This is a genomic window from Rhodoferax sp., from assembly GCF_037143375.1.
In the GTDB taxonomy this organism is placed as follows: domain Bacteria; phylum Pseudomonadota; class Gammaproteobacteria; order Burkholderiales; family Burkholderiaceae_C; genus Rhodoferax.
Map to the genome: position 1 here is coordinate 1 of NZ_JBAWYV010000038.1, position 20825 is coordinate 20825.

Consider the following 20825-nt stretch of genomic DNA (forward strand, 5'->3'; position numbering starts at 1 on the left):
CACACCATCGGAGGCAGGCCCCAACTGCGCGCCATCATCGCGCCAATGAGCGCGTGGTCGGTGTGGTGGCGGGCTTGCTCCACTTGGGTGAAAGATTGTTCAACTTCGCTGTTGGCCGCCATCAGCGTTTTTCCGTAATCGGGGAAGCGCTGCATCAGCAGGGGAATACCCACATCGCAAAACAGCCCAAACGACTGCGCCATGTCCACCTCCACCAAGCCGAGTCCGCGTGCCAGTTGCGTCAGGGCGTAGGAGCGTTTGCTTGACACATCCCAAAAGCGCGTGAGTTGTTGCGCATCGCCGCGCAGCAAATTGCGCAGCATCAAACCGGTCACGATGCCGTTCAACTGCTTCAGGCCCAGCATGGCAATGGCCTGGTCGACCGTGTCACAACGGCGCGAGAGCGCGAATGCGGGTGAGTTGACGATGCGCAGCACGGCCACGGTCAGCGCGACGTCGCTGGCGACCAAACGCCCTACCTTGCCAAAATCGGGGTCTTCGAGACCGATTTCCTTCTGCAGGTCGACCAGTGTTTTGGGGCGAGAGGGGATGCCGATGCTCTTGATCAGTTCACCCGTTTCCATCGCGGCGAGTTGCTGTTCGGCTTCGCTGATTGACTTGGCAACGTTCACTGTAATACACCTAATTTATGGGTTTTAAAACATAAATTATCCTACCCTTTGGCCTTTTCGGTAGCCCAGCTGCTGGGCCACAAAACCGTCAAACGCCTGCAGCAGGGGCGCATACGCTTCAGGGCGATTTTCCAGTTGCGCGAGCGCCGCACAGGTGGCCTCCAGCGTGGAGAGTTGATCGGGCAGATGGGCTTTGCGGATCAGGTAGTGCGAAGGCGGCAGATCGCGCAACGCCAGTCGGGGCAAATGCTGCAGCAAAGGGTTTTGGTAAAGCATCTTGCGACTTTTGCGCCAGGTGCCGTCCAGCACGATCAGGCGCAACTGCGATGGCTCACGCACATCATCCGGGGCCAAAACCGGCGGCGGCGACAAGTCGGGTGACCGGTCGTTCGGCGTGTCCGGGTACAGCAGAATCGCCCGCCGGGGCGGCTGGTCGGTGGACGGCGCTTGCAGCGCTTGGGTAAGCAGCGCCTGCAATATCGACGCCTCAAACACATCCCCCGTGACCAGTCGGCTGTGCGGCAGACTCAGGTGCAGCAAGCGTGCACTGCCTTTGGCGTTGTCCACCTCCAGCGGATGCTGCAGGATCACGACCTCGACCGCGGTGGCGACAGGCGTGATCCACGCGCAAATGCAGGTGCTGCTCGGGCGCAGACAGGTGGGGCACATGCGGCGTTTAAGGTCGGGTTCAGGGGTCATCGTCGCATTTTAGGAAGCGGGTGACCCGCGCCTGTTTGGGGGCTGAAATCAAGGGCTCAAAACTTTGCTTATTCGACGAAAACAGGCATTAGCGCAAACATCATTCACTTGACCTCTGTCAAAATTTTACTTTCTCGGTGCTTCAGGAGATCGTCCCCGTGACTCAAGAAACCGTTTACTACAGTGCCGTCATTGATGCACTCACTGCCCATGTGGCCTTGCTCAGCAACCAAGGCGAGATTGTGGCCGTCAACGAATCCTGGCGTAAATTTGCCGACGACAACGGCAGCACCCTGCCCAACTACGGTGTGGGCAGCAACTACCTCGAATTACTCCGAAAATCCGCCGCGTGTGCTGACCCCGACAGCGAAAAAGGTGATGCGGACCGAGGTTTTGCACATCAGGTGGTCGACGGCATCAGCAACGTACTGGGCGGCTCCACCCCTAAATTCCAACTTGAATACCCGTGCCACGCCCCGTTGGAAGATCGCTGGTTCCTGTTGACCGTGACGCCTTTTTCGCCCGGTTCAACCGTAAAAGTGGTGGTATCCCATGAAAACATCACTGCCCTGAAAATGGCCGAGCAACGGGCCATCGCCCAGAGCCTCAAGATGGCCGAAGCATTCAGCAGCATGGTGGGCGCCATTGCGATGGCGCTCGAGAAACGGGATCCCTACACTGCCGGCCACCAGCGCCAGGTAGCCGCCATCGCAGTCGAAATCGGACGCGTCATGCACTTGAGCGAAGACCAGCTGTTTGGACTTCACCTGGGCGCCACCATCCATGACATTGGCAAGATTTCCATTCCGGCCGAGATTCTCAATCGTCCGGGCGCTATGTCGGCGCCCGAGTTCATGATCATCCGTTGCCACCCGGAAGTAGGCCACGAGATTTTGAGTGGCATCGATTTCCCCTGGCCAATCACCAACATGGTCTGGCAACACCATGAGCGACTGGACGGTTCCGGCTACCCACTGGGTCTCAAGGGCGAGGCCATTTGCCTTGAGGCGCGCATTCTTGCCGTGGCCGATGTGTTTGACGCCATCACCTCCCACCGACCCTACCGCCCTGCACTGAACATCGAAACCGGGCTGGCCGAGATACAAAAGGGTCGCGGCACCGTCTACGACGCTGCGGTGGTGGATGCGGGCCTGAGCTTCCTGAGCAAAATCAACGCCGACTGGCACCTGGCCCACCGCAACTACCTGATCCAGCCAGCGCTGGCGCTGGCGACGGCGTAGCGAAAAAAGCCCCGCGGCGGTTCTCCCGGCATGCATCTTGCCATTCCTACACTGGAGTAGCGCTACTGGCATGGACTGTCCTGTTACGGAACACAGTTGTTTCACCTTTCAGGAAATTCCTGGCCTGGCCATGATCGATAACCCTTGCTTCTGGCTTGGGCAATGGGTCCGCGTTACTCCTGTACGCAAACGGAAACCTACTTAACCACCGACAGGAGACAATTTTGAAAAATTTAAACGCACTCGCTCTTAGCATCTCGGCTTTAGGGGCACTGGCTACCTTTCTCGCCCTTGGCCCGCTGGGTGGCGTATTTCTCATATGGGCCGCATTTGTTGCCTGGGGCGCTTTCTTCGCTTTTGGCGCCGATCTGGCAGCATTGCAAAAACTTGTGGTGTGTGGCATCTTTGGCGCATTTGTGGCGTGGTTGGTCGCCGTACTCATCTTGGCCGTGCCACTGGCGGGGACTTTGGGCCTGCCACTTTGGGCCGCCTTGGCTGTCGGTGCGGGCGTGGTGGTGGTCGTTCTTGCTGCCAACATTCCGGCGTTGGCAACCATTCCTGCTACCGTGTTTGGTTTTGCCGCATCGTTTGCTTATTTGCTGCAAACACCCGATGTTTTGAAGCTTGACGTGCTCTTATCAGCCAGTTTGAAAAACTCGTTGATCATCATTTCCATCTCACTGGTCATTGGCGCCCTGTTTGGCTTGCTGTCGGCGCGCTGGGGCGCTGCCATGACCGAAAAGCAAGCGGCAGTTTAAGGTCTGTACCGCCCGCTATCGCGGGCGTTTTCTAGCAGGGATCACCCCGCCAGCAGCGCCGCACGCCTACCCAGCCACAGCGGCGGATGCGGGCCTGAGCTTCCTGAACCACAGAAACGATGCAATCCAACCCATGAAAGCACCGGCCCCGCATTGTTTGACCGGTACTGAGTTGGCGGAAAACCGCCATTGATCTTGAATTTTCTTTGATAAATATCAAAGAACTCCAGTAGAATTTTTGCTTCTGCTTGACCGCCCCTGACCCTGGCTGCGAGTCATTGAGGCCCGGAACCTGCCTCGTTAACCCCGCCGTGCGCATTGTCACGCTGCACGGCCCATAACGAGGCGTCCTGTGACGGGCCGCCCGGCCATGCTCATGCGAAATAGATTTCAGCAGTCCAGTCTGATCGCCGCCGTTCTGCTCATCAGTACCAGCATCGTGTCTTTGTTGCTCTATTCATTGAGCGATGCCAAAGCCCATAAAGAGCAGGAAGTCCGTTTGGCGACTGTCAACCTAGCGACTTTGCTCGATCAAAACATCAGCAATGCCGTCCAAAAAATTGACCTTACCTTGCGCGACCTCACTGACGAAATGGAGCGGAAGTTACGTCAAAACGGGAAAATAAACCCTGAAGAAATGAACGCCACCATCGTCACCAGACGCGCCTGGCTGTCAGAGGCCGTTGAATTCCGGGTCACTGACGCCACGGGTTCGGTTGAATATGGGGCGGGGGTGGTCTCTGGCGTGACAGTCAGCTATGCCGATCGTCCATTTTTTATCCAGCACCGCCAGCAACCCGACCTGGGTCTGATCGCCACCAATCCGTTGGTGGGACGCGTCAGCAAGCTACCAGTGGTGGTCATGTCTCGGCGTTATAACTATCCCGATGGTCGATTTGCAGGCGTGGTGGCGGCTGGCGTTCCTGTAAGCTACTTTGAGCAGATTCTTTCATCGCTCAAGCTGGGGCCTAAAGGGTTGGCATTGCTCCGTGATTCGGACCTGGCCATCATGGCCAGGGTTCCGATATCTCCCGCCAATAGCACCACCGCGATCGGCAAAAAAAACTCTTCCAAAGAGTTATCAGACATCCTCGCCTCGGGTGTGACCAGCGCAAGCTACCACACCCACAACAGTGCCGATGGGTTGGAGCGCATCCTCAGCTACCGCAAGCTCACGATGGTCCCCTATCACCTGGTCGTCGGCATGGGCGCGGATGACTACCTGGCGGATTGGCGCGCTACGGCTTTCAAAGCCAGTGTTTTCGTCGCCGTGCTGCTGACGATACTTTTCCTTTTTTCCTGGCTGCTCTGGAAATCTCTGAAGAAGTCGGTACGCGCCAGCCAGCAAAGTCAACTGTTATTGCACCAAGCCAGCGATGGCATCCACATTCTTGACGCCCAAGGGAATGTTCTGGAGGCGAGTGATTCTTTCTGCCGGATGCTGGGCTACTCCAAGTCCGAGATGATCGGCATGAATGTGCGCCAATGGGATGCCCAAATCCTGACTGAGGAGATGAGCCATACCTTAGCGACCGTCTTATCGATCAAGACGTCGGGGCATACCTTCGAATCGCGTCACCGCCGCAAGGATGGCAGCCTTTTCGACACAGAAATAGCCATTCGGGCCCTTGAAACAGAGGAAGGGCTGTGCCTTTACGCCGCTTCTCGCGACATTTCAGAACGAAAACTCAAGGACCTGGAACTCAAACAGGCCAAAACCGAGGCGGACGCAGCCAATGCCGCCAAGAGTGTTTTCCTGGCCAACATGAGCCATGAAATCCGCACCCCCATGAACGGTATTCTGGGTGTGATCGAATTGCTCAAAGGGGCAGGACTGAACCCGATTCAACGCGACTACACCCTGAAAGCCGAAGGAGCCGCGCGCTCGCTGCTGGGCATCATTAACGACATCCTGGATTTCTCAAAGGTCGAGGCCGGCAAGCTGGAACTCGACCCCGAACCGTTCGCCCTGACCGAGTTGGTGACTGACCTGGAGACCATTTTGAAGGGCAATCTGGGTGGTAAGAATGTGGGCCTGAAGTTGGAGCTTGACCCCGCCCTGCCGGCCTTGGTGATTGGGGATGCAGGACGCATCAAACAGGTGCTGATCAACTTGGGCGGTAACGCCATCAAGTTCACCGCGCAGGGCGAAATCCGCATCAGGGTGCGCGAACGCCGGCGTAACGCGCGCACCGTGGTACTTTCCTTTGAAGTGATTGACACCGGCATTGGTCTCTCGCCAGAGCAGCAGACGCGTGTTTTTGATGGTTTTTCGCAAGCCGAGGCCTCCACTTCGCGCCGTTTTGGCGGTACGGGCCTGGGCCTTGCCATCAGCAAGCGACTGGTGTCACTGATGGGCGGGCAACTCCAGATCGCCAGCAAGTTGGGCGCGGGCAGCACGTTTTACTTTGACCTGCACTGCCCGCTGCCTGATGCCGCTCAACTCGCCAACCGTCCACCACAGATCCCGTCTGACGCCAACGCCAAAGCATTGCCAGTGCAACGCCTGGCCAGTCTGCGCGTCCTGCTGGTGGAGGACAACCTCATCAACCAGATGGTGGCGCGCGAGTTGCTGGGGCGCGAAGGGGCGTTGGTGCAACTGGCAGAAAACGGTCAACTGGCGGTAGATGCGCTGCTGGCAAGCCCCCACGACTTTGATGTGGTGCTGATGGACCTGCAAATGCCGGTGATGGATGGCTTGCAGGCGACCCGGCATATTCGCCAGCAGTTGCAATTGACACAACTCCCGATCATTGCCATGACCGCCAATGTGATGGCCTCAGATCGCGAAGATTGTCTCGCCGCCGGCATGAACGACCATATCGGCAAACCCTTCAAACTCGATGAACTGGTGGCACTGCTTCAGACCTACGCGGGTGTGGGCTCTACCCGGTAAAAATGCACGGTATTGCGACCTGCTGCCTTGGACTGGTACATGGCGTCATCCGCGCGGCGAAGGAGCTCCAAGATGGTCTCATGGTCTTGCAGAAAGACCACCGCCCCGATGCTGGGGGTGCTGCTGTAAAGGTTATCGCCCAGCGTGTAAGGCGAGCCCAGGGTGGACAGTATTTTGTTCGCGATGACCTCCGCTTGTGAGCGCGCCTGAGCGCTTTCAACACTCAAGTCCTCCAGCAGCACCACGAATTCATCACCGCCCAGGCGAGCCACACTGTCGACCTCGCGCACACAGGCCTGCAGGCGCACGGCCACCTGCTTGAGCAACTCGTCCCCCATCGCGTGACCAAGACTGTCGTTGAGTTGCTTGAAATGATCCAAGTCCAGAAACAACAGGGCACCATGCTGACAGGAGCGACTGGAGCTGGCCATCGCCCGCTTGAGCCGGTCCATCAGCAAACGCCGATTGGGCAGGTTGGTCAGCGGGTCGTAGAAAGCCAGGCGGCGCACCTCTTCCTCAACCAGCACCCGCGCCGTGATGTTGTGGTGCGAAATGACAAACCGTCCGGGTCGCCCCCACAGCGGCCCCATGCGCATCAGAAACCAGCGCTTTTCGGTTGGGCTGTGGCACGGGTACTCGTAGACAAAAGAGTCAGCCCGCCCTTCAATCACGCCAACCATACCGGGATAGGTTTTGGCACTGTCGGTTTCGCTGTTCGGCTGGGGTTCGTCCCCGTCGCAAACGCTGAGGTAGTTGGTGCCAATCCACTGGTGGTCAGCGGCCATGCCGTTGCTGGTAGCAAACGCATGCCACGCCAAGTTGACATAAAGAATGACGCCCGATTGATCGATGACGGCAATCTGGTTGGTCAGTGAATTGAGCACGGCGTCCGACATACTGTCGTCGCGGGCCGGCGAAGGGTGTGGCGAGGTTTTGGGCACACGCCACTATAGGACAAGTCTCCTAGGTAAAGCTTACTAATCGATTTTTTAATTAGGAATAGCGCTAGCCGTCTGCTTGCTCACCCCGCCAGCAGCGCCGCATTGCCCCCGGCTGCGGTGGTGTTCACGGTGATGGTTTGCTCAGTGCAGAAACGGTAAAGATAGTGCGGGCCACCGGCTTTGGGGCCGGTGCCGCTCAGGCCTTCGCCACCGAAGGGCTGCACGCCGACCACCGCGCCAATCTGGTTGCGGTTGATGTAAACGTTGCCAACGTGCGAGGCCCGCGCCAGCGCCTGAGCGCGGGAATCAATGCGGGTCTGGATGCCAATGGTCAGGCCGTAGCCCAGCGCGTTGATCTGCTCGATGACCGCTTGCGGGTCGCCGGTCCAGCGCACGATGTGCAGCACCGGGCCAAAGATTTCCTGTTTCAGGTCGGCAATGGCCTTGACTTCAAAGGCTTGCGGCGGCATCAGGTTTGCTTCTTTATTAATAGCTGCTTGCGCAGGTAGCACGGGGGCTAGAAGGTGTTTTGACTCATTGTTTAAACGTTGCAGGTTTTTCTGGATACCGTCAAAAGCTTCGGCGTCAATCACCGGGCCCACATCGGTGGCCAGGCTGGACGCATCGCCGCAGGCCAACTCCGTCGCGGCGCCCTGAATCATCTCGATCACATGGTCGGCAATGGTGTCGTGCAGGCACAACAGGCGCAGCGCCGAGCAGCGCTGACCGGCGCTCCTGAAGGCGCTTTGCATCACCGCGTCGCTCACCTGCTCGGGCAAGGCGGTGCTGTCGACCAGCATGGCGTTGATGCCGCCGGTCTCGGCAATCAGCGGCACGATGGCGCCGTCTTTGGCGGCGAGTGCGCGGTTGATGATCTTGGCGACCTGGGTCGAGCCGGTGAACACCACACCGGCCACGCCAGGCGCGGCCACCAGCGCGGCGCCCACGGTGTCGCCGGGGCCGTGCAACAACTGCAGCGCGCCTTCGGGCACCCCGGCGGCGTGCAACAACTTGACCGCTTCGAGCGCGACGCCGGGCGTTTGCTCGGCCGGTTTGGCCATCACGGTGTTGCCGGTAGCAAGCGCTGCGGCGACCTGGCCCATAAAGATGGCGAGCGGGAAATTCCACGGGCTGATGCAGACCCACGGGCCGCGTGCGATCAGGCGCAACTCGTTCGATTCGCCGGTGGGGCCGGGCATGGCGAGCGGCGCCATGATGCGCTCGGCCTCCCCAGCGTAGTAGCGCATGAAGTCGATCGCCTCGCGCACCTCACTCACCGCATCGCCCCAGGTCTTGAAGGCTTCCTTGACCAGCAACGCGCAGAACTTGGGCAACTGATTTTGCAACTCGTCGGCGGCGCGGCGCAGGATGGCCGCTCGTTCCGTCACCGCCGTCTTGCTCCAGGTTTTATAGCTGCTCAGGCTTGTTTCCAGAGGGCCGTAGATCAGGTTGGCATCAAACACCGGCACCAGGGGCACTTGCACGGATTGGTAGGCGGCGAGCAGCGGGGCGCGCATGGTCGGTACCGTCAGGTCGAGCCCGGCGCTGTTTTTGCGGCTGGCGCCAAACAGGTCCAGCGGCAGCGGCAAGGAGCTTTCTGGCTCCAGCCGCAGGGGCGAAATCAACAGCTCCTGCATGCCCACCGACTCATCGGCCAACTGGTGCACGAACGAGGAATTGGCGCCGTTTTCCAGCAGGCGGCGCACCAGGTAGGCCAGCAAGTCTTTGTGCGCGCCGACGGGGGCATAAATGCGGCAGGCGATCAGCGGGTTCTTCAGCACCTCGCGGTAAATGCCCTCGCCCATGCCGTGCAGGCGCTGCAACTCAAACGGCGCGCCGCTCTTGGCGCCCATTTGCAAAATGGCGGCGATAGTGGCTGCGTTGTGGGTGGCAAATTGCGGGTAGATGGCGTCCGGGGCATCGAGCAACACTTTGGCGCAGGCCAGGTAGGAGACATCGGTGTGGTGCTTGTGCGTGAACACCGGGTAGGCGGGCAAGCCCATCTCCTGGGCGCGTTTGATCTCGGCGTCCCAGTAGGCGCCTTTGACCAGGCGGCACATCAGGCGCACCTTGTACTGGCGGGCCAGCGCGGCCACGTGTTCGACCAGTTCCAGTGAACGCGTCTGGTAGGTCTGCATCGCTACGCCAAACCCGGTCCAGCGGGGGAAATGCTGGGCCACCTGCGCCACCAGCACCTCCAGCACGTCGAGCGACAACTCCAGCCGGTCAACTTCTTCGGCGTCGATGGTGAGGTTGATGTTGGCTTTGGCCGCTTGCTCGCACAAGCCCCAAACCCGCGGCACCAACTCGGCCATGACGCGCGCCCTTTGGCCGTCTTCATAGCGCGGGTGCAGGGCGCTGAGTTTGATGGATATACCGTCATTTAGCTCGCAAGCCCCCGTCGCATCTGCGTGAGTAGCTATGGATTGAATAGCGCGCTGGTAGCTGCCCAAATATTTGAGCGCATCAGCATCGGTGCGGGCGCCCTCGCCCAGCATGTCGTAGCTGTAACGCAGGCCCGGCGTTTTGCGCTTGGCTGAACTGGCCTCGCTCATGGCGTCCGCCATGGTCTGGCCCAGCACAAACTGGCGGCCCAGCAACTGCACGGCGCGCAGCGTGGCAGCCACCACCGAGCGGGCGCCGAGTTTGGCCAACAGACCGGTGGGTGCTTCGCTGTCAGGCAGAAATTTCTTGCTCATGGCAATGGCGGTGCTGCTCAGGCGCGCCATGGTTTTGTCGCCGGCGGCTTCAAAGTCGGCGCGACCCAACTGGTCGGCGGTGAGCGCTATGGCGGTTTCGGCATCGGGCACGCGTAAGAGTGCTTCGGCCAGACGCATCAGGGCCAAGCCCTCAGCGCTGCTGATCGGGTATTCCTTGAGCAGGCTTTCCATGGCCCAAAACGGCGGCGGATTTTGCCGCACGGCTTGCACCCAGGGCGTGGCGACTTTGGCCGCCGCCGCCCATTCGAGCGCGCCACCTAAAGCACTCAGGCGGTGCGCAACGATCTCGGCTTCAGGGCGATAAGGAAAAGGCAGGCGTTGGGGGGTGGGCATGGCGGTCATGGGTGTCTCCAGAAATTTTTTGAATAGTTGCCTATGTTCATGGATTCAATGGTTAATTTTTCACTGTAATTTAAATACTTTGTAGTGAATAAATTTACAGAATCCTTTGACTGCCCTGCCCAGCCTATCAAACCGGGATCAGCAACTGCGGCAAGCCCGCCAGCGACCGGAAAATCCGCGACAGTGACCCGTTGCGCACCAGCGTTGTGGCGTGTTCGATGTCGGGCGCCAGGTAGCGGTCTTGCGCCATCGCCGGTATCTGCTGGCGCAGCAGCGCGTGCGCCTGCTCCAGCGCGCCAGAGCTTTGCAGCGGCCGCAAGAACTCAATGCCTTGCGCGGACGCCAGCAATTCGATGCCCAGAATGTTGGCGGTGTTGCTGATCATGGCTTGCAGGCGGCGCGCGGCGAAGGTGGCCATCGAAACATGGTCTTCCTGGTTGGCGCTGGTCGGCAGGCTGTCCACACTGGCCGGGTGCGCCAGCGATTTGTTCTCGGAGGCCAATGCCGCTGCCGTCACATGGGCGATCATGAAACCACTGTTCAGCCCCGCATCGGCGGTCAGGAACGGCGGCAGGCGCGACACGCTGCTGTCAATCAGCATGGCAATGCGGCGCTCGGCAATGGCGCCCACTTCGGCAATGGCCAGCGCCATGCCATCGGCCGCCAGCGCCACCGGTTCGGCGTGGAAGTTGCCCCCCGAGATCATGGCGCCGTCTTCAAAAAAGACCAGCGGGTTGTCGGTCACGGCGTTAGCTTCGCGCAGCAGCACCAGCGCGCCGTGGCGCAATTGGTCCAGACAGGCGCCCACCACTTGCGGTTGGCAGCGCAGGCTGTAGGGGTCTTGCACCCGGTCATCGCCATCAAGGTGCGAGTTGCGGATGGAACTGCCCTTGAGCAGCGCCCGGTAATACTGCGCCACGTCGATCTGGCCGGGCTGGCCGCGCAGGGCGTGGATGCGGGGGTCAAACGGGCCGTCGCTGCCGCGCGCGGCGTCCACCGTCAACGCGCCGATCACCAAGGCAGCCTCAAACACTGGCTCAAAACTGAGCAACGCATGCAGCGCCAGCGCGGTCGAGGTTTGGGTGCCGTTGATCAGCGCCAAGCCTTCTTTGGCCCCCAGTTGCAACGGTTCAATCCCGGCTTGTTGCAAGGCTTGCAAGGCGGGCATGCGGTGCCCATCCACCAGCATGTCGCCCTCACCAATCAGCGCCAGCGTCATGTGCGCCAACGGCGCCAAGTCGCCCGAGGCACCGACCGAGCCTTGCGACGGCACATAGGGCACCAGTCCGGCGTTGTGCACCGCCAGCAAGGTGTCGATGACGACCTCGCGCACGCCGGAGTAGCCGCGCGCCAGACTGGCCGCTTTCAGCGCCATCATGAGGCGCATGATTTCGGGCGCCAGCGGTGCGCCAACCCCCACACTGTGCGAACGAATCAGGTTGAGTTGCAGCGTGCTCAACTGCGCTTTGCTGATGCGCTGGTTGGCCAGCTTGCCAAAGCCGGTGTTGACACCGTAGACCGGCGCATCGCCATCCGCGGCGCGCTGCACCACTTGCTGGCTGGCCCGGATGGTGACGCGGCTGGCCTCAGGCAGGCTTAGGTGCACAACGCGGGCGTGGATTGATTTCAGGTGATCCAGGGTGAGCTGGCCGGGTTCTATGCAGAGGGTGGTCATCATGTCAAATTCCTTTCATGGGCATATTCATGCCGTGTTCCTGGGCGCATTTTTCAGCGATGTCGTAGCCGGCGTCGGCGTGGCGCATGACGCCGGTGGCGGGGTCGTTCCAGAGCACACGCGCGAGTTTTCCAGCCGCTTCATCGGTGCCATCGGCCACGATGACCACGCCGGAGTGTTGTGAGTAACCCATGCCGACGCCACCGCCGTGGTGCAGGCTGACCCAGGTGGCACCGCTGGCGGTGTTGAGCAGCGCGTTGAGCAGCGGCCAGTCGCTAACCGCATCGCTGCCGTCCTGCATGGCTTCGGTCTCCCGGTTGGGCGAAGCGACCGAGCCGCTGTCGAGGTGGTCACGCCCAATCACGATCGGGCCTTTGAGCTCACCGCTTTTCACCATCTCGTTGAAGGCCAGCCCGGCCAGATGGCGCTCGCCCAAGCCAATCCAGCAAATGCGCGCTGGCAAGCCCTGAAACGCGATGCGCTCTTGCGCCATGTCCAGCCAGCGGTGCAGGCCGGCGTGGTGCGGGAACAGTTGTTTCATCTTCGCATCGGTTTTGCGGATGTCTTCGGGGTCGCCACTCAGCGCCACCCAGCGGAACGGGCCGACACCCCGGCAAAACAGCGGGCGCACATAGGCCGGCACAAAGCCGGGGTAGTCAAACGCATTGGCAACCCCAAAGTCTTTGGCCACCTGGCGCAGGTTGTTGCCATAGTCGACCGTCGGAATGCCCATGGCGTGAAAGTCGAGCATGGCCTGCACATGCACCGCGCACGATTCGCCAGCGGCTTGCGTCAGCGCGGCGTGTTGGGTGGCGTCTTTTTGCGCCGCCTTCCATTGCGCCACGGTCCAGCCCGAAGGCAGGTAGCCGTTGATGATGTCGTGGGCCGAGGTTTGGTCGGTCACGATGTCGGGGCGCAGGCCACCGGCTTGGGCGCGTTTGACCAGCTCGGGCACCACGTCGGCTGCATTGGCGCACAGCGCAATCGACACGGCTTCGCCGCGTGATGTGTGGTGCTGAATCATGGCCAGCGCTTCGTCCAGATCAGTCGCCTGTTTATCCACGTAGCGGGTGCGCAAACGAAAGTCGATAGAGCTTTGCTGACACTCGATGTTGAGCGAGCAGGCGCCGGCAAAGGTGGCGGCCAAAGGTTGCGCACCGCCCATGCCGCCCAGGCCCGCCGTCAACACCCAACGCCCTGTCAGGCTGCCATTGAAGTGCTGGCGACCGGCTTCGACAAAGGTCTCGTAGGTGCCTTGCACAATGCCTTGGGAGCCGATGTAGATCCAGCTGCCCGCCGTCATCTGTCCGTACATCATCAGGCCCTTGCGATCGAGCTCATTGAAGTGTTCCCAGTGGGCCCACTTGGGCACCAGATTGGAATTGGCGATGAGCACCCGGGGGGCGTGGGTGTGGGTGCGAAAGACACCCACTGGCTTGCCGGATTGAACCAGCAGGGTCTCGTCTTCCTTGAGGTGGCGCAGGCTGTGCAAAATACCGTCAAAACACGGCCAGTTGCGCGCAGCCTTGCCGATGCCGCCGTAGACCACCAGCTCATCCGGGTTTTCGGCCACCTCGGGGTCGAGGTTGTTTTGCAGCATGCGGTAGGCCGCTTCAATCTGCCAGTTGGCGCAGGTCAGCGTGGTGCCGCGCGGGGCTCGAACCGGGCGGGCCCGGCTGTCAGCGAAAGGGTTGGTTAAAGTATCAGCCATGGGTCACTCCATCATCAGGCAAACAAATTAGGGTTTGTCTGGATAGTTTAGTTGTCTATACAACTTATAAAATACAGTGGAAACCCTGATAGGCATCAAATTTTTATTTATCGCAAAATTACCCGCTATGACAAATACGAAACTACCGGCCTACGAACAGGTGAAAGCATTCGTCAAATCCCAAATCAGCCAGGGCGTCTGGCGCCCGGGCGATGCGGTGCCGAGCGAGGCCACCTTGCAGCAGCAGTTTGGCCTGAGCCGCATGACGGTGAACCGCGCCGTGAAAGAACTGGCGGTCGAAGGCGTGGTGACCCGGGTACAGGGCTCGGGCACGGTGGTGGCTCAACTGCACCGCATTTCCAGCACCCTGGCCGTACGCGATATTCACGATGAGATTGTGGCGCGTGGCCATGCGCACAGCACACAAGTGTTGTGCGTGGAATCGATCCGCGCCGACGCCGCGCTGGCAAAAACATTAAAACTGCGCACCGGCGCCAAAGTCTTCCACTCGGTGCTGGTGCATTACGAGGATGGGGTGGCGATCCAGTTTGAGGACCGTCATGTGAACCCGGCCTCGGCACCGCTCTACCTCAAGGCTGATTTCAATTCAACAACCCCGACCAGCTACCTGCTGGCGCACGCGCCGCTGACCGAGGCGAGCTACACGATTGAAGCGGGCCTGGCCCACCCGGAAGAGGCCAAGTGCCTGGGCATCAAACGCAGCGAGCCTTGCCTGGTGATGACGCGCTGCACAGTGAGCGGCCCGCATGTGGCGAGTGTGGTGCGTCTGGTCTACCCCGGCCTGCGCTACAGCTTTACCGGGAATTTTCAGCTGTGAACTGGCAGGTGGTTCAGCTCAAAGACGTCAAGCCGAGCCCCTGGCGCAACGGCGGCGGCGAGACCCGCGAATTGGTGGCCTGGCCGGACGCAACTGACTGGCTGTGGCGGATGTCGGTGGCCGAGGTGACACGCAGCGGACCGTTCTCATTTTTTGACGGCGTGGAGCGCTGGTTTGCAGTGCTCAGTGGCGCCGGGGTCCGCCTCACGGTGAGCGATTTACAACGGCCCACGTTTTCTAGCCACCACCCCTTGACCCCGCACAGCGCCCCTTTTTGCTTTGATGGCGCCGCGCCAGTGGACTGCGCCTTGCCGGACGGCGCCACCCAGGATTTCAACCTGATGGTGCGCCGTGACCGGGCTTCGGCGCAGATGGTGCGCGTGGCAGGCGCCCACCATCATCAGTCAGACGCTCCTGAAACAATAGCTGTCTACGCAATAGAGACGGGGGCTAGCGTGCTATTTGACAACATACTCCTGGAAATACCGGCCCACAGCCTGGCCTGGCGATCAGTACCCGCTGGCGCGTCAGTGCAAGTCACGGCGGTCAATGCCTTGTGGATGGTGGTGCGCGTATGAGCCTGTCGCTCTGGACCTACTGCGCGGTAGCCACCATGCAACCCGGCGCGGCACACGCCTACGGCCTGATTGACGACGCCGCGCTGGTGGTCGACGGATCGATGCTGCGGTGGGTGGGCCCCCGCCGCGACTTGCCCGCTGACCTGCTCAACCGTTGCACCCACCAGCATGACGCGGCCGGTGCCCTGATCACGCCGGGCCTGATTGACTGCCACACCCATCTGGTCTACGGCGGCGACCGGTCGCACGAATTTGAGTTGCGCCTGAATGGCGCGAGCTACGAGGAAATCGCCCAAAGCGGCGGCGGCATCGTTTCCACCGTGCTGGCGACCCGCACTGCTTCGCCCGAGGCCCTGACCGCCCAGGCCCAGAGGCGCCTGCAACAACTGCTGGCTGAAGGTGTGACCACGCTGGAAATCAAGTCCGGCTACGGCTTGGACTTGGCACAAGAACGCAAGTGCCTGCAAGTGGCACGCACGCTGGGTCAGTCGAACGCCGTGGCCATTCGCACGACGTTTTTGGGTGCCCATGCGGTGCCGCCTGAGTTTGCAGGGCGCACCGATGACTACCTCGACGAAGTGCTGCGCATGTTGCCGGTGTTGCACGCCGAAGGGCTGGTCGATGCGGTCGATGCATTTTGCGAGCGCATCGCCTTCAGCCCGGCCCAAATCGCCCGGCTGTTCGACGCGGCGCGGGCCTTGGGCCTGCCCATGAAGCTGCATGCCGAGCAACTGAGCGACAGCGGTGGTGCGCAGTTGGCGGCCCGTTTTGGTGCCACCAGTTGCGACCACTTGGAGTGGCTGTCTGACGCAGGCGCAGCGGCCATGGCGGCAGTCCATTCCGTGGCAGTCTTGTTGCCGGGTGCGTTTTACTTTTTGCGCGAAACCAAATTACCCCCGGTCGATTTGCTGCGCTGCCACCAAGTGCCGATCGCCATTGCGACCGACAGCAACCCAGGCAGTTCGCCCTGCACTTCCTTGCTGCTGATGCTCAACATGGCGTGCACGCTGTTTCGGTTAACGCCCGAAGAAGCGCTGGCCGGCGTCACGCGCCACGCCGCGCAAGCCCTGGGTTTAACAGACCGGGGCGTGCTGGCCCCGGGCCTGCGCGCCGACTTTGTGTTGTGGGACGTGCAACGCCCGGCCCAACTCAGCTACGCGCTGGGCGCCAACCCCTGCCGTCAAACCATTTTTAACGGGACACCACGATGAGTTTCAACTTGCGTTGCGGCACCGCGCCGTTGCTGGTCAGCATGCCGCATATCGGCACCGAGATCCCAGCTGAGTTACAAGCCGCCTACCAGCCCCGCGCCCTGTCAGTGGAAGACACCGACTGGCATCTGCACCGGCTCTATGATTTTTTGCCCGCGCTGGGCGCCAGCGTGTTGACGCCGCGCTATTCACGCTATGTGATCGACCTCAACCGCCCGCCGGATAACGCACCGATGTACCCGGGCGCGTCCAACACCGAGTTGTGTCCCACCCGATTTTTCACCGGCGACCCGCTCTACCAAACCGGCTGCGAGCCTGCGCCAGAGGAACGTTTGCGCCGTCGCGAAGCCTACTGGCGGCCTTATCACGATGCCTTGGCGGGGGAGTTGCAGCGCCTCATCACGGTCCACGGCTATGCCTTGCTGTGGGATGCGCACAGCATTCGCTCGCAGATACCGTGGCTGTTTGAGGAAACCTTGCCGGACCTGAACATCGGCACCGCCAATGGCGCAAGCGCCGACGCCACTGTCGTTGACGCGGTGGCAAAAACCTGCCGTGAACACCCCGGCGTCAGCCATGTCGTCAATGGCCGGTTCAAGGGTGGCTACATCACGCGCCACTATGGCGCGCCACAACGCCATGTGCACGCAGTGCAGTTGGAAATGTGTCAGGTTCTCTACATGGAAGAAACCCTGCCGTTTGCCTATGACGAGCACAAAGCGCAGGCGATTCAACCGCTCCTGCAAGCCATGATGACCCGCGCTCTGGCGGCGTGTCAGGCCCTGTATGCGTGACACCCTCCAGCAATTTTTCGCACCCCAAGCATGGGTGCAAGGCGCCTGGGCGCGTGATGTGTTGCTGACGGTGGATGTCACCGGCCACTGGTGCGGCGTGCAAGCGGACACCCCGCCCGCCTACCGGGTCGGCGCCACGGTGCTGGCCGGGCCGGTGTTGCCCGGTCTGGTCAACGCCCACAGCCATGCGTTTCAGCGGGCGATCGTCGGGCTGACAGAACAAAAGAGCACGGCAGCGGGAACGACGGGGGACGATTTCTGGCGTTGGCGCGACCGCATGTACTCCGCCGCCCGGCGCATCACGCCCGAGCAACTGGAGTCGATCGCGGCCTTGCTCTACGCCGAGTTGCTGGCCGGAGGCTACACGCAAGTGTGTGAATTTCACTACCTGCACAACGCCGCCGATGGCGCGGCCCACGCCTACCCGCTGGACATGTCGCTGGCCTTGGTGCGGGCCGCCCAAAGTGTCGGTATGGGGCTGACGCTGCTGCCGACGCTGTACAGGCGATCCGGGTTCGGTGCCAGCGGCTTACGTGAGGACCAACGCCGCTTCGCCGCCACGACCGACAGCCTGTTGCGCCTGTGCGAAAGTTTGCAGAGCCAAACCAGTGGCTTGAATCAGGTCAATGTCGGCGTGGCGATTCACTCCCTGCGCGCTGTTGAGCTCGCCGATGTGAAAGAGATCGCGGCTTTTGCAGCGCAAAAAAACCTGCCGGTCCACATCCACATTGCAGAACAAATGCAGGAGGTACAAGACTGCCTGACCCACACCAGCCAGCGCCCGATTGAGTGGCTGCTGGCGCATATTCCTATCAATGCGCACTGGAATCTGGTGCACGCCACGCACACTACGCCCGCTGAGTTACAAGGCGTAAGCGCCAGCGGTGCCGCGATTGTCATTTGCCCCAGCACCGAGGCCAACCTGGGCGACGGTGTGTTTGACTATTCAGGCTTTGCACGCGTGGGGGGTCAGTGGTCGATAGGCTCTGATAGCCATGTCACGCGCCGTTGGACTGAAGAGCTGCGCCTGCTGGAATACTCGCAACGCCTGACACAACGCCAGCGCAATGTCGCCGCGCAGGTGAGTCGTTTTGACAGCAGTGCGGCGGCCATGTTTGAAGCAGCCTTGGCGGGTGGGCGCTCGGCGACCTCTCGTGCTTTAGGCTCGATCGCTGTAGGCAACCGCGCCGACTTTCTGGTGCTGGAAACAACGTCTTCCGCCTTACTCGGCGTGCCTGCCGACAACCTGCTCGACGCATTGGTGTTCTCCAGCCCGGATGCGACCTATACGCAGGTCTACGTAGCGGGTGATTTAGTGGTTCAGAATGGTCTGGTCTGTGGGAAAGATTCTGAACCCAGCTTGCATTTGCAACTCCAGACTGGTTTTGTACAGACGATGCAGCAACTGTGGAGTAGTTAAAGACGAATGTTAAGCGGGGCCCTGCGCCAAGTGACACTTGTTGGCGTGAACTCGCCAATTCCTGACATGTCAGGAATGGGATTTTTTTGTGGATTTTTCGGGTGGATTCAGCAGTGAGATACTCGCGCTTCGGTGGTTGAATCCCCGACCTGCCGACCAAAAGGAGTCCAACATGTCCCGAACAATTCGCGCCTTGGCGCTCGTCTTGAAAGTCGCTGCAACTACGGCCGTACTTACCGCGTGTGCCACAACACCGTCGAGTGGGCCCATGGGGTTTTTCGTCACCAGCACGGGCCCGGGTAACGGCGCCGACCTCGGCGGCTTGGCCGGCGCCGATGCCCATTGCCAGAAACTGGCCACATCCGTCGGCGCTGGCGAACGCACTTGGCGCGCCTACCTCAGCACCGGCTGGACCAGCACAACCCCGGTCGTGAACGCCCGCGACCGCATCGGAAAAGGCCCCTGGTACAACGCCAAGGGCGTGCTGATCGCCAGCGACGTGGACAATTTGCACACCGCGAACAACGTGACCAAGTCGACCTCTCTCGACGAAAAGGGCACTGTCGTCAATGGCCGTGGCGACACACCCAACACCCACGACATCCTGACGGGGTCCCGCAGCGACGGCACCGCCTTTTCATCCGCCCCCGGCATGCCCGAAATGACCTGCGGCGAATGGACAAAAAGCGGTGACGGCTCGGCCATGACAGGTCACCACGACCGTACCGGCTTGGCAACCGATGCGTGGTCAGCGTCCTGGAACTCTTCGCACAACACCGTCGGTTGCAGCCAGCAGGCACTGGTGCGCACCGGTGGTGCGGGACTGCTCTACTGCTTTGCGGCTGATTAACTTCACACTGAAGTCAGAGTTCACACCGAGTTCAGAGGCGTCTTGGGTCACCCGATGCGATGTTTTAAGCTACCCAAGACGCCAGATTTTTTCCTGAAGTACAAGCCTCACGTTCTGGCGTAAAAAAGCCCCGGGGCCGATGGCTTGCCGGGGCTTCTAATGATCGCGTCAGTCGGAACTGACGGCATCACCTGTTGCTAGTTAAAGGAATAACGTGCTTGAAGGTTGAATCGGTTCAAATCGCCCGTATCACCGTCGAAAGTGGTGCGGGTTCCTTTGATGTATTCAGCACCAAGATCAACACTCTTGATCGGGGTGTAGTAGAAGCCCAAGTGCCACTGTTTCAAGCTGCTGTTATCTCCGCCTTTAAATACAGCAGTTTCGTCAGAAACTGACTGACCGTAGGACACCGTTGTACGCCATTTTTCATTGAATACATTATTTAAACCAAGCACCACGCCAGTGGTTTTATCGAAAGCGAGTGCGCCACTTGTTGTATCGAACCTGGCACCATTTGTGCCAACAACCAGATTGCCAACATTATCACCGTCGATTTTGGTGAACTGACCGAAACCCGTCAAGGTATCAGTGAACTTGAATGAGCCACTGACTCCTAAGCCATAACCTACGGCACTGTTCCCACCTGCGTCTATTTCAGTGTGACGAATAGCGCGCAGACTCAATGCGGCTCCGTTTGCGAACGTCTTGTCTGCACGCAGTACCAAGCTCAACGGCTGGTCGTTGGTTGGATTCAACTTGCTACTTCCACTACCATTTCTCTCAACCGCGAACTTAAACGTTGCGACATCAGGAATGTTATGGGTATATCGCAACTGCACCGTGCGCGCAGAAGTTGATCCAGGCGGGCCATTAAAGTCCACTGACTCAGGGAAGTTATCACCATCCATGAAGGTGGACCAAGTCTGGCCAATTAGGAATCCCGCATATTCGCCATACGCGTGACGCAAGCGGAGCGCCGAATTATCGCCTGCGTAAAAATCAGCTTCGATGACAGTGTGAAAAGCACCGAGCGCGGTAGGCGTTGAAGTTTCAAAACCAAAACGTGACGTTTGGGTCGTCACACGCGTCATGCCAGTGGCTGGAGTATTGATATTCAGGGGCTGTGAAGGTAACCAGGAGAAGTGGTCGTCGGGAGAAACGCTACCCGTATCTCTAATGGCATTCACTTCAGCAAAACCATAGATACGCACAGATGTCTCGCTCCCCGGCATCCGGAACGAATTTGGCATGTCGCCCAACACCACCGATTCCTTGCCTTGCAAGGTAACTTGATCGGTCAAATCAGCTACTTCTTTTTTCGTCGGCGTCGAATTTTTTAGTTCAGCAATGGCTTGCTGCAACACCTGCAACTGGTCTTCCAGGGCCTTGATGCGGTCGGCATCAGCGGCTTGTGCACCTGACAAAATTCCAGCGCTCAGGCCAGCGGCCAACAAGCTCAAAACTAATTTGTTAACTTTCATGATGATTCCTATGTCTCTTTATTAATGTTTGAAAACCT

Annotated in this window: 16 protein-coding genes; 9 read left to right on the top strand and 7 right to left on the bottom strand. The window is 60.1% G+C overall.

The features are described 5' to 3' along the window. A partial coding sequence (locus tag WCG50_RS08100) for an HDOD domain-containing protein (protein WP_336899085.1) occupies window positions 1-632 on the bottom strand: 632 nt, incomplete at its 3' end. Window positions 633-668: 36 nt separating this feature from the next. Beyond that, a complete protein-coding gene (locus tag WCG50_RS08105) occupies window positions 669-1331 on the bottom strand; it encodes a tRNA-uridine aminocarboxypropyltransferase (RefSeq protein ID WP_336899086.1) in 663 nt (220 codons plus the stop codon). Window positions 1332-1489: 158 nt separating this feature from the next. On the opposite strand from WCG50_RS08105, the gene WCG50_RS08110 reads away from it, so the two are divergent. The 3 genes from WCG50_RS08110 (at window position 1490) to WCG50_RS08120 (ending at window position 6226) form a co-directional block, all read left to right on the top strand. Continuing rightward, window positions 1490-2572 (top strand): HD-GYP domain-containing protein, encoded by a 1083-nt coding sequence (locus WCG50_RS08110; RefSeq protein ID WP_336899087.1) that lies wholly within the window; start codon window positions 1490-1492, stop codon window positions 2570-2572. Window positions 2573-2796: 224 nt separating this feature from the next. Then, window positions 2797-3330 (top strand): DUF1097 domain-containing protein, encoded by a 534-nt coding sequence (locus WCG50_RS08115; protein ID WP_336899088.1) that lies wholly within the window; start codon window positions 2797-2799, stop codon window positions 3328-3330. Window positions 3331-3706: 376 nt separating this feature from the next. Continuing rightward, window positions 3707-6226, top strand: a complete 2520-nt coding sequence (locus WCG50_RS08120; RefSeq protein ID WP_336899089.1) for an ATP-binding protein — start codon at window positions 3707-3709, stop codon at window positions 6224-6226. Here WCG50_RS08120 and WCG50_RS08125 read toward each other — a convergent pair. The 4 genes from WCG50_RS08125 to hutU form a co-directional block, all read right to left on the bottom strand. Then, complete coding sequence (locus WCG50_RS08125) at window positions 6199-7167, bottom strand: sensor domain-containing diguanylate cyclase (RefSeq protein WP_336899090.1); 969 nt, start codon at window positions 7165-7167, stop codon at window positions 6199-6201. The genes WCG50_RS08120 and WCG50_RS08125 overlap by 28 nt on opposite strands. 80 nt (window positions 7168-7247) lie before the next feature. After that, window positions 7248-10220 (bottom strand): L-glutamate gamma-semialdehyde dehydrogenase, encoded by a 2973-nt coding sequence (locus tag WCG50_RS08130; protein WP_336899107.1) that lies wholly within the window; start codon window positions 10218-10220, stop codon window positions 7248-7250. Window positions 10221-10356: 136 nt separating this feature from the next. Beyond that, complete coding sequence (hutH, locus tag WCG50_RS08135) at window positions 10357-11904, bottom strand: histidine ammonia-lyase (RefSeq protein ID WP_336899108.1); 1548 nt, start codon at window positions 11902-11904, stop codon at window positions 10357-10359. A gap of 4 nt (window positions 11905-11908) precedes the next feature. Then, the gene (gene hutU / locus WCG50_RS08140) at window positions 11909-13615 is read right to left on the bottom strand and encodes a urocanate hydratase (protein ID WP_336899091.1); all 1707 of its coding nucleotides are present in this window, start codon (window positions 13613-13615) and stop codon (window positions 11909-11911) included. A 127-nt stretch (window positions 13616-13742) separates the two neighbouring features. On the opposite strand from hutU, the gene hutC reads away from it, so the two are divergent. The 6 genes from hutC (at window position 13743) to WCG50_RS08170 (ending at window position 19306) form a co-directional block, all read left to right on the top strand. After that, window positions 13743-14453, top strand: a complete 711-nt coding sequence (hutC, locus tag WCG50_RS08145) for a histidine utilization repressor (RefSeq protein WP_336899092.1) — start codon at window positions 13743-13745, stop codon at window positions 14451-14453. Beyond that, complete coding sequence (locus WCG50_RS08150; protein ID WP_336899093.1) at window positions 14450-15031, top strand: HutD family protein; 582 nt, start codon at window positions 14450-14452, stop codon at window positions 15029-15031. Before hutC ends, WCG50_RS08150 begins: the two co-directional genes overlap by 4 nt. Continuing rightward, window positions 15028-16242 carry an imidazolonepropionase gene (gene hutI, locus WCG50_RS08155; protein WP_336899094.1) on the top strand — a complete coding sequence of 405 codons (1215 nt, stop codon included), beginning with the start codon at window positions 15028-15030 and terminating at the stop codon, window positions 16240-16242. Before WCG50_RS08150 ends, hutI begins: the two co-directional genes overlap by 4 nt. Beyond that, window positions 16239-17036, top strand: a complete 798-nt coding sequence (gene hutG, locus WCG50_RS08160; RefSeq protein ID WP_336899095.1) for an N-formylglutamate deformylase — start codon at window positions 16239-16241, stop codon at window positions 17034-17036. Before hutI ends, hutG begins: the two co-directional genes overlap by 4 nt. Then, window positions 17029-18456 (top strand): formimidoylglutamate deiminase, encoded by a 1428-nt coding sequence (locus tag WCG50_RS08165; RefSeq protein ID WP_336899096.1) that lies wholly within the window; start codon window positions 17029-17031, stop codon window positions 18454-18456. Before hutG ends, WCG50_RS08165 begins: the two co-directional genes overlap by 8 nt. A gap of 268 nt (window positions 18457-18724) precedes the next feature. Then, window positions 18725-19306, top strand: coding sequence for a hypothetical protein (locus WCG50_RS08170; RefSeq protein WP_336899109.1), 582 nt, complete (start codon window positions 18725-18727; stop codon window positions 19304-19306). A gap of 197 nt (window positions 19307-19503) precedes the next feature. Here the strand turns inward: WCG50_RS08170 and WCG50_RS08175 are convergent, their stop codons facing one another. After that, window positions 19504-20787 (bottom strand): DcaP family trimeric outer membrane transporter, encoded by a 1284-nt coding sequence (locus WCG50_RS08175; RefSeq protein WP_336899097.1) that lies wholly within the window; start codon window positions 20785-20787, stop codon window positions 19504-19506. Window positions 20788-20825 lie beyond the last annotated feature (38 nt).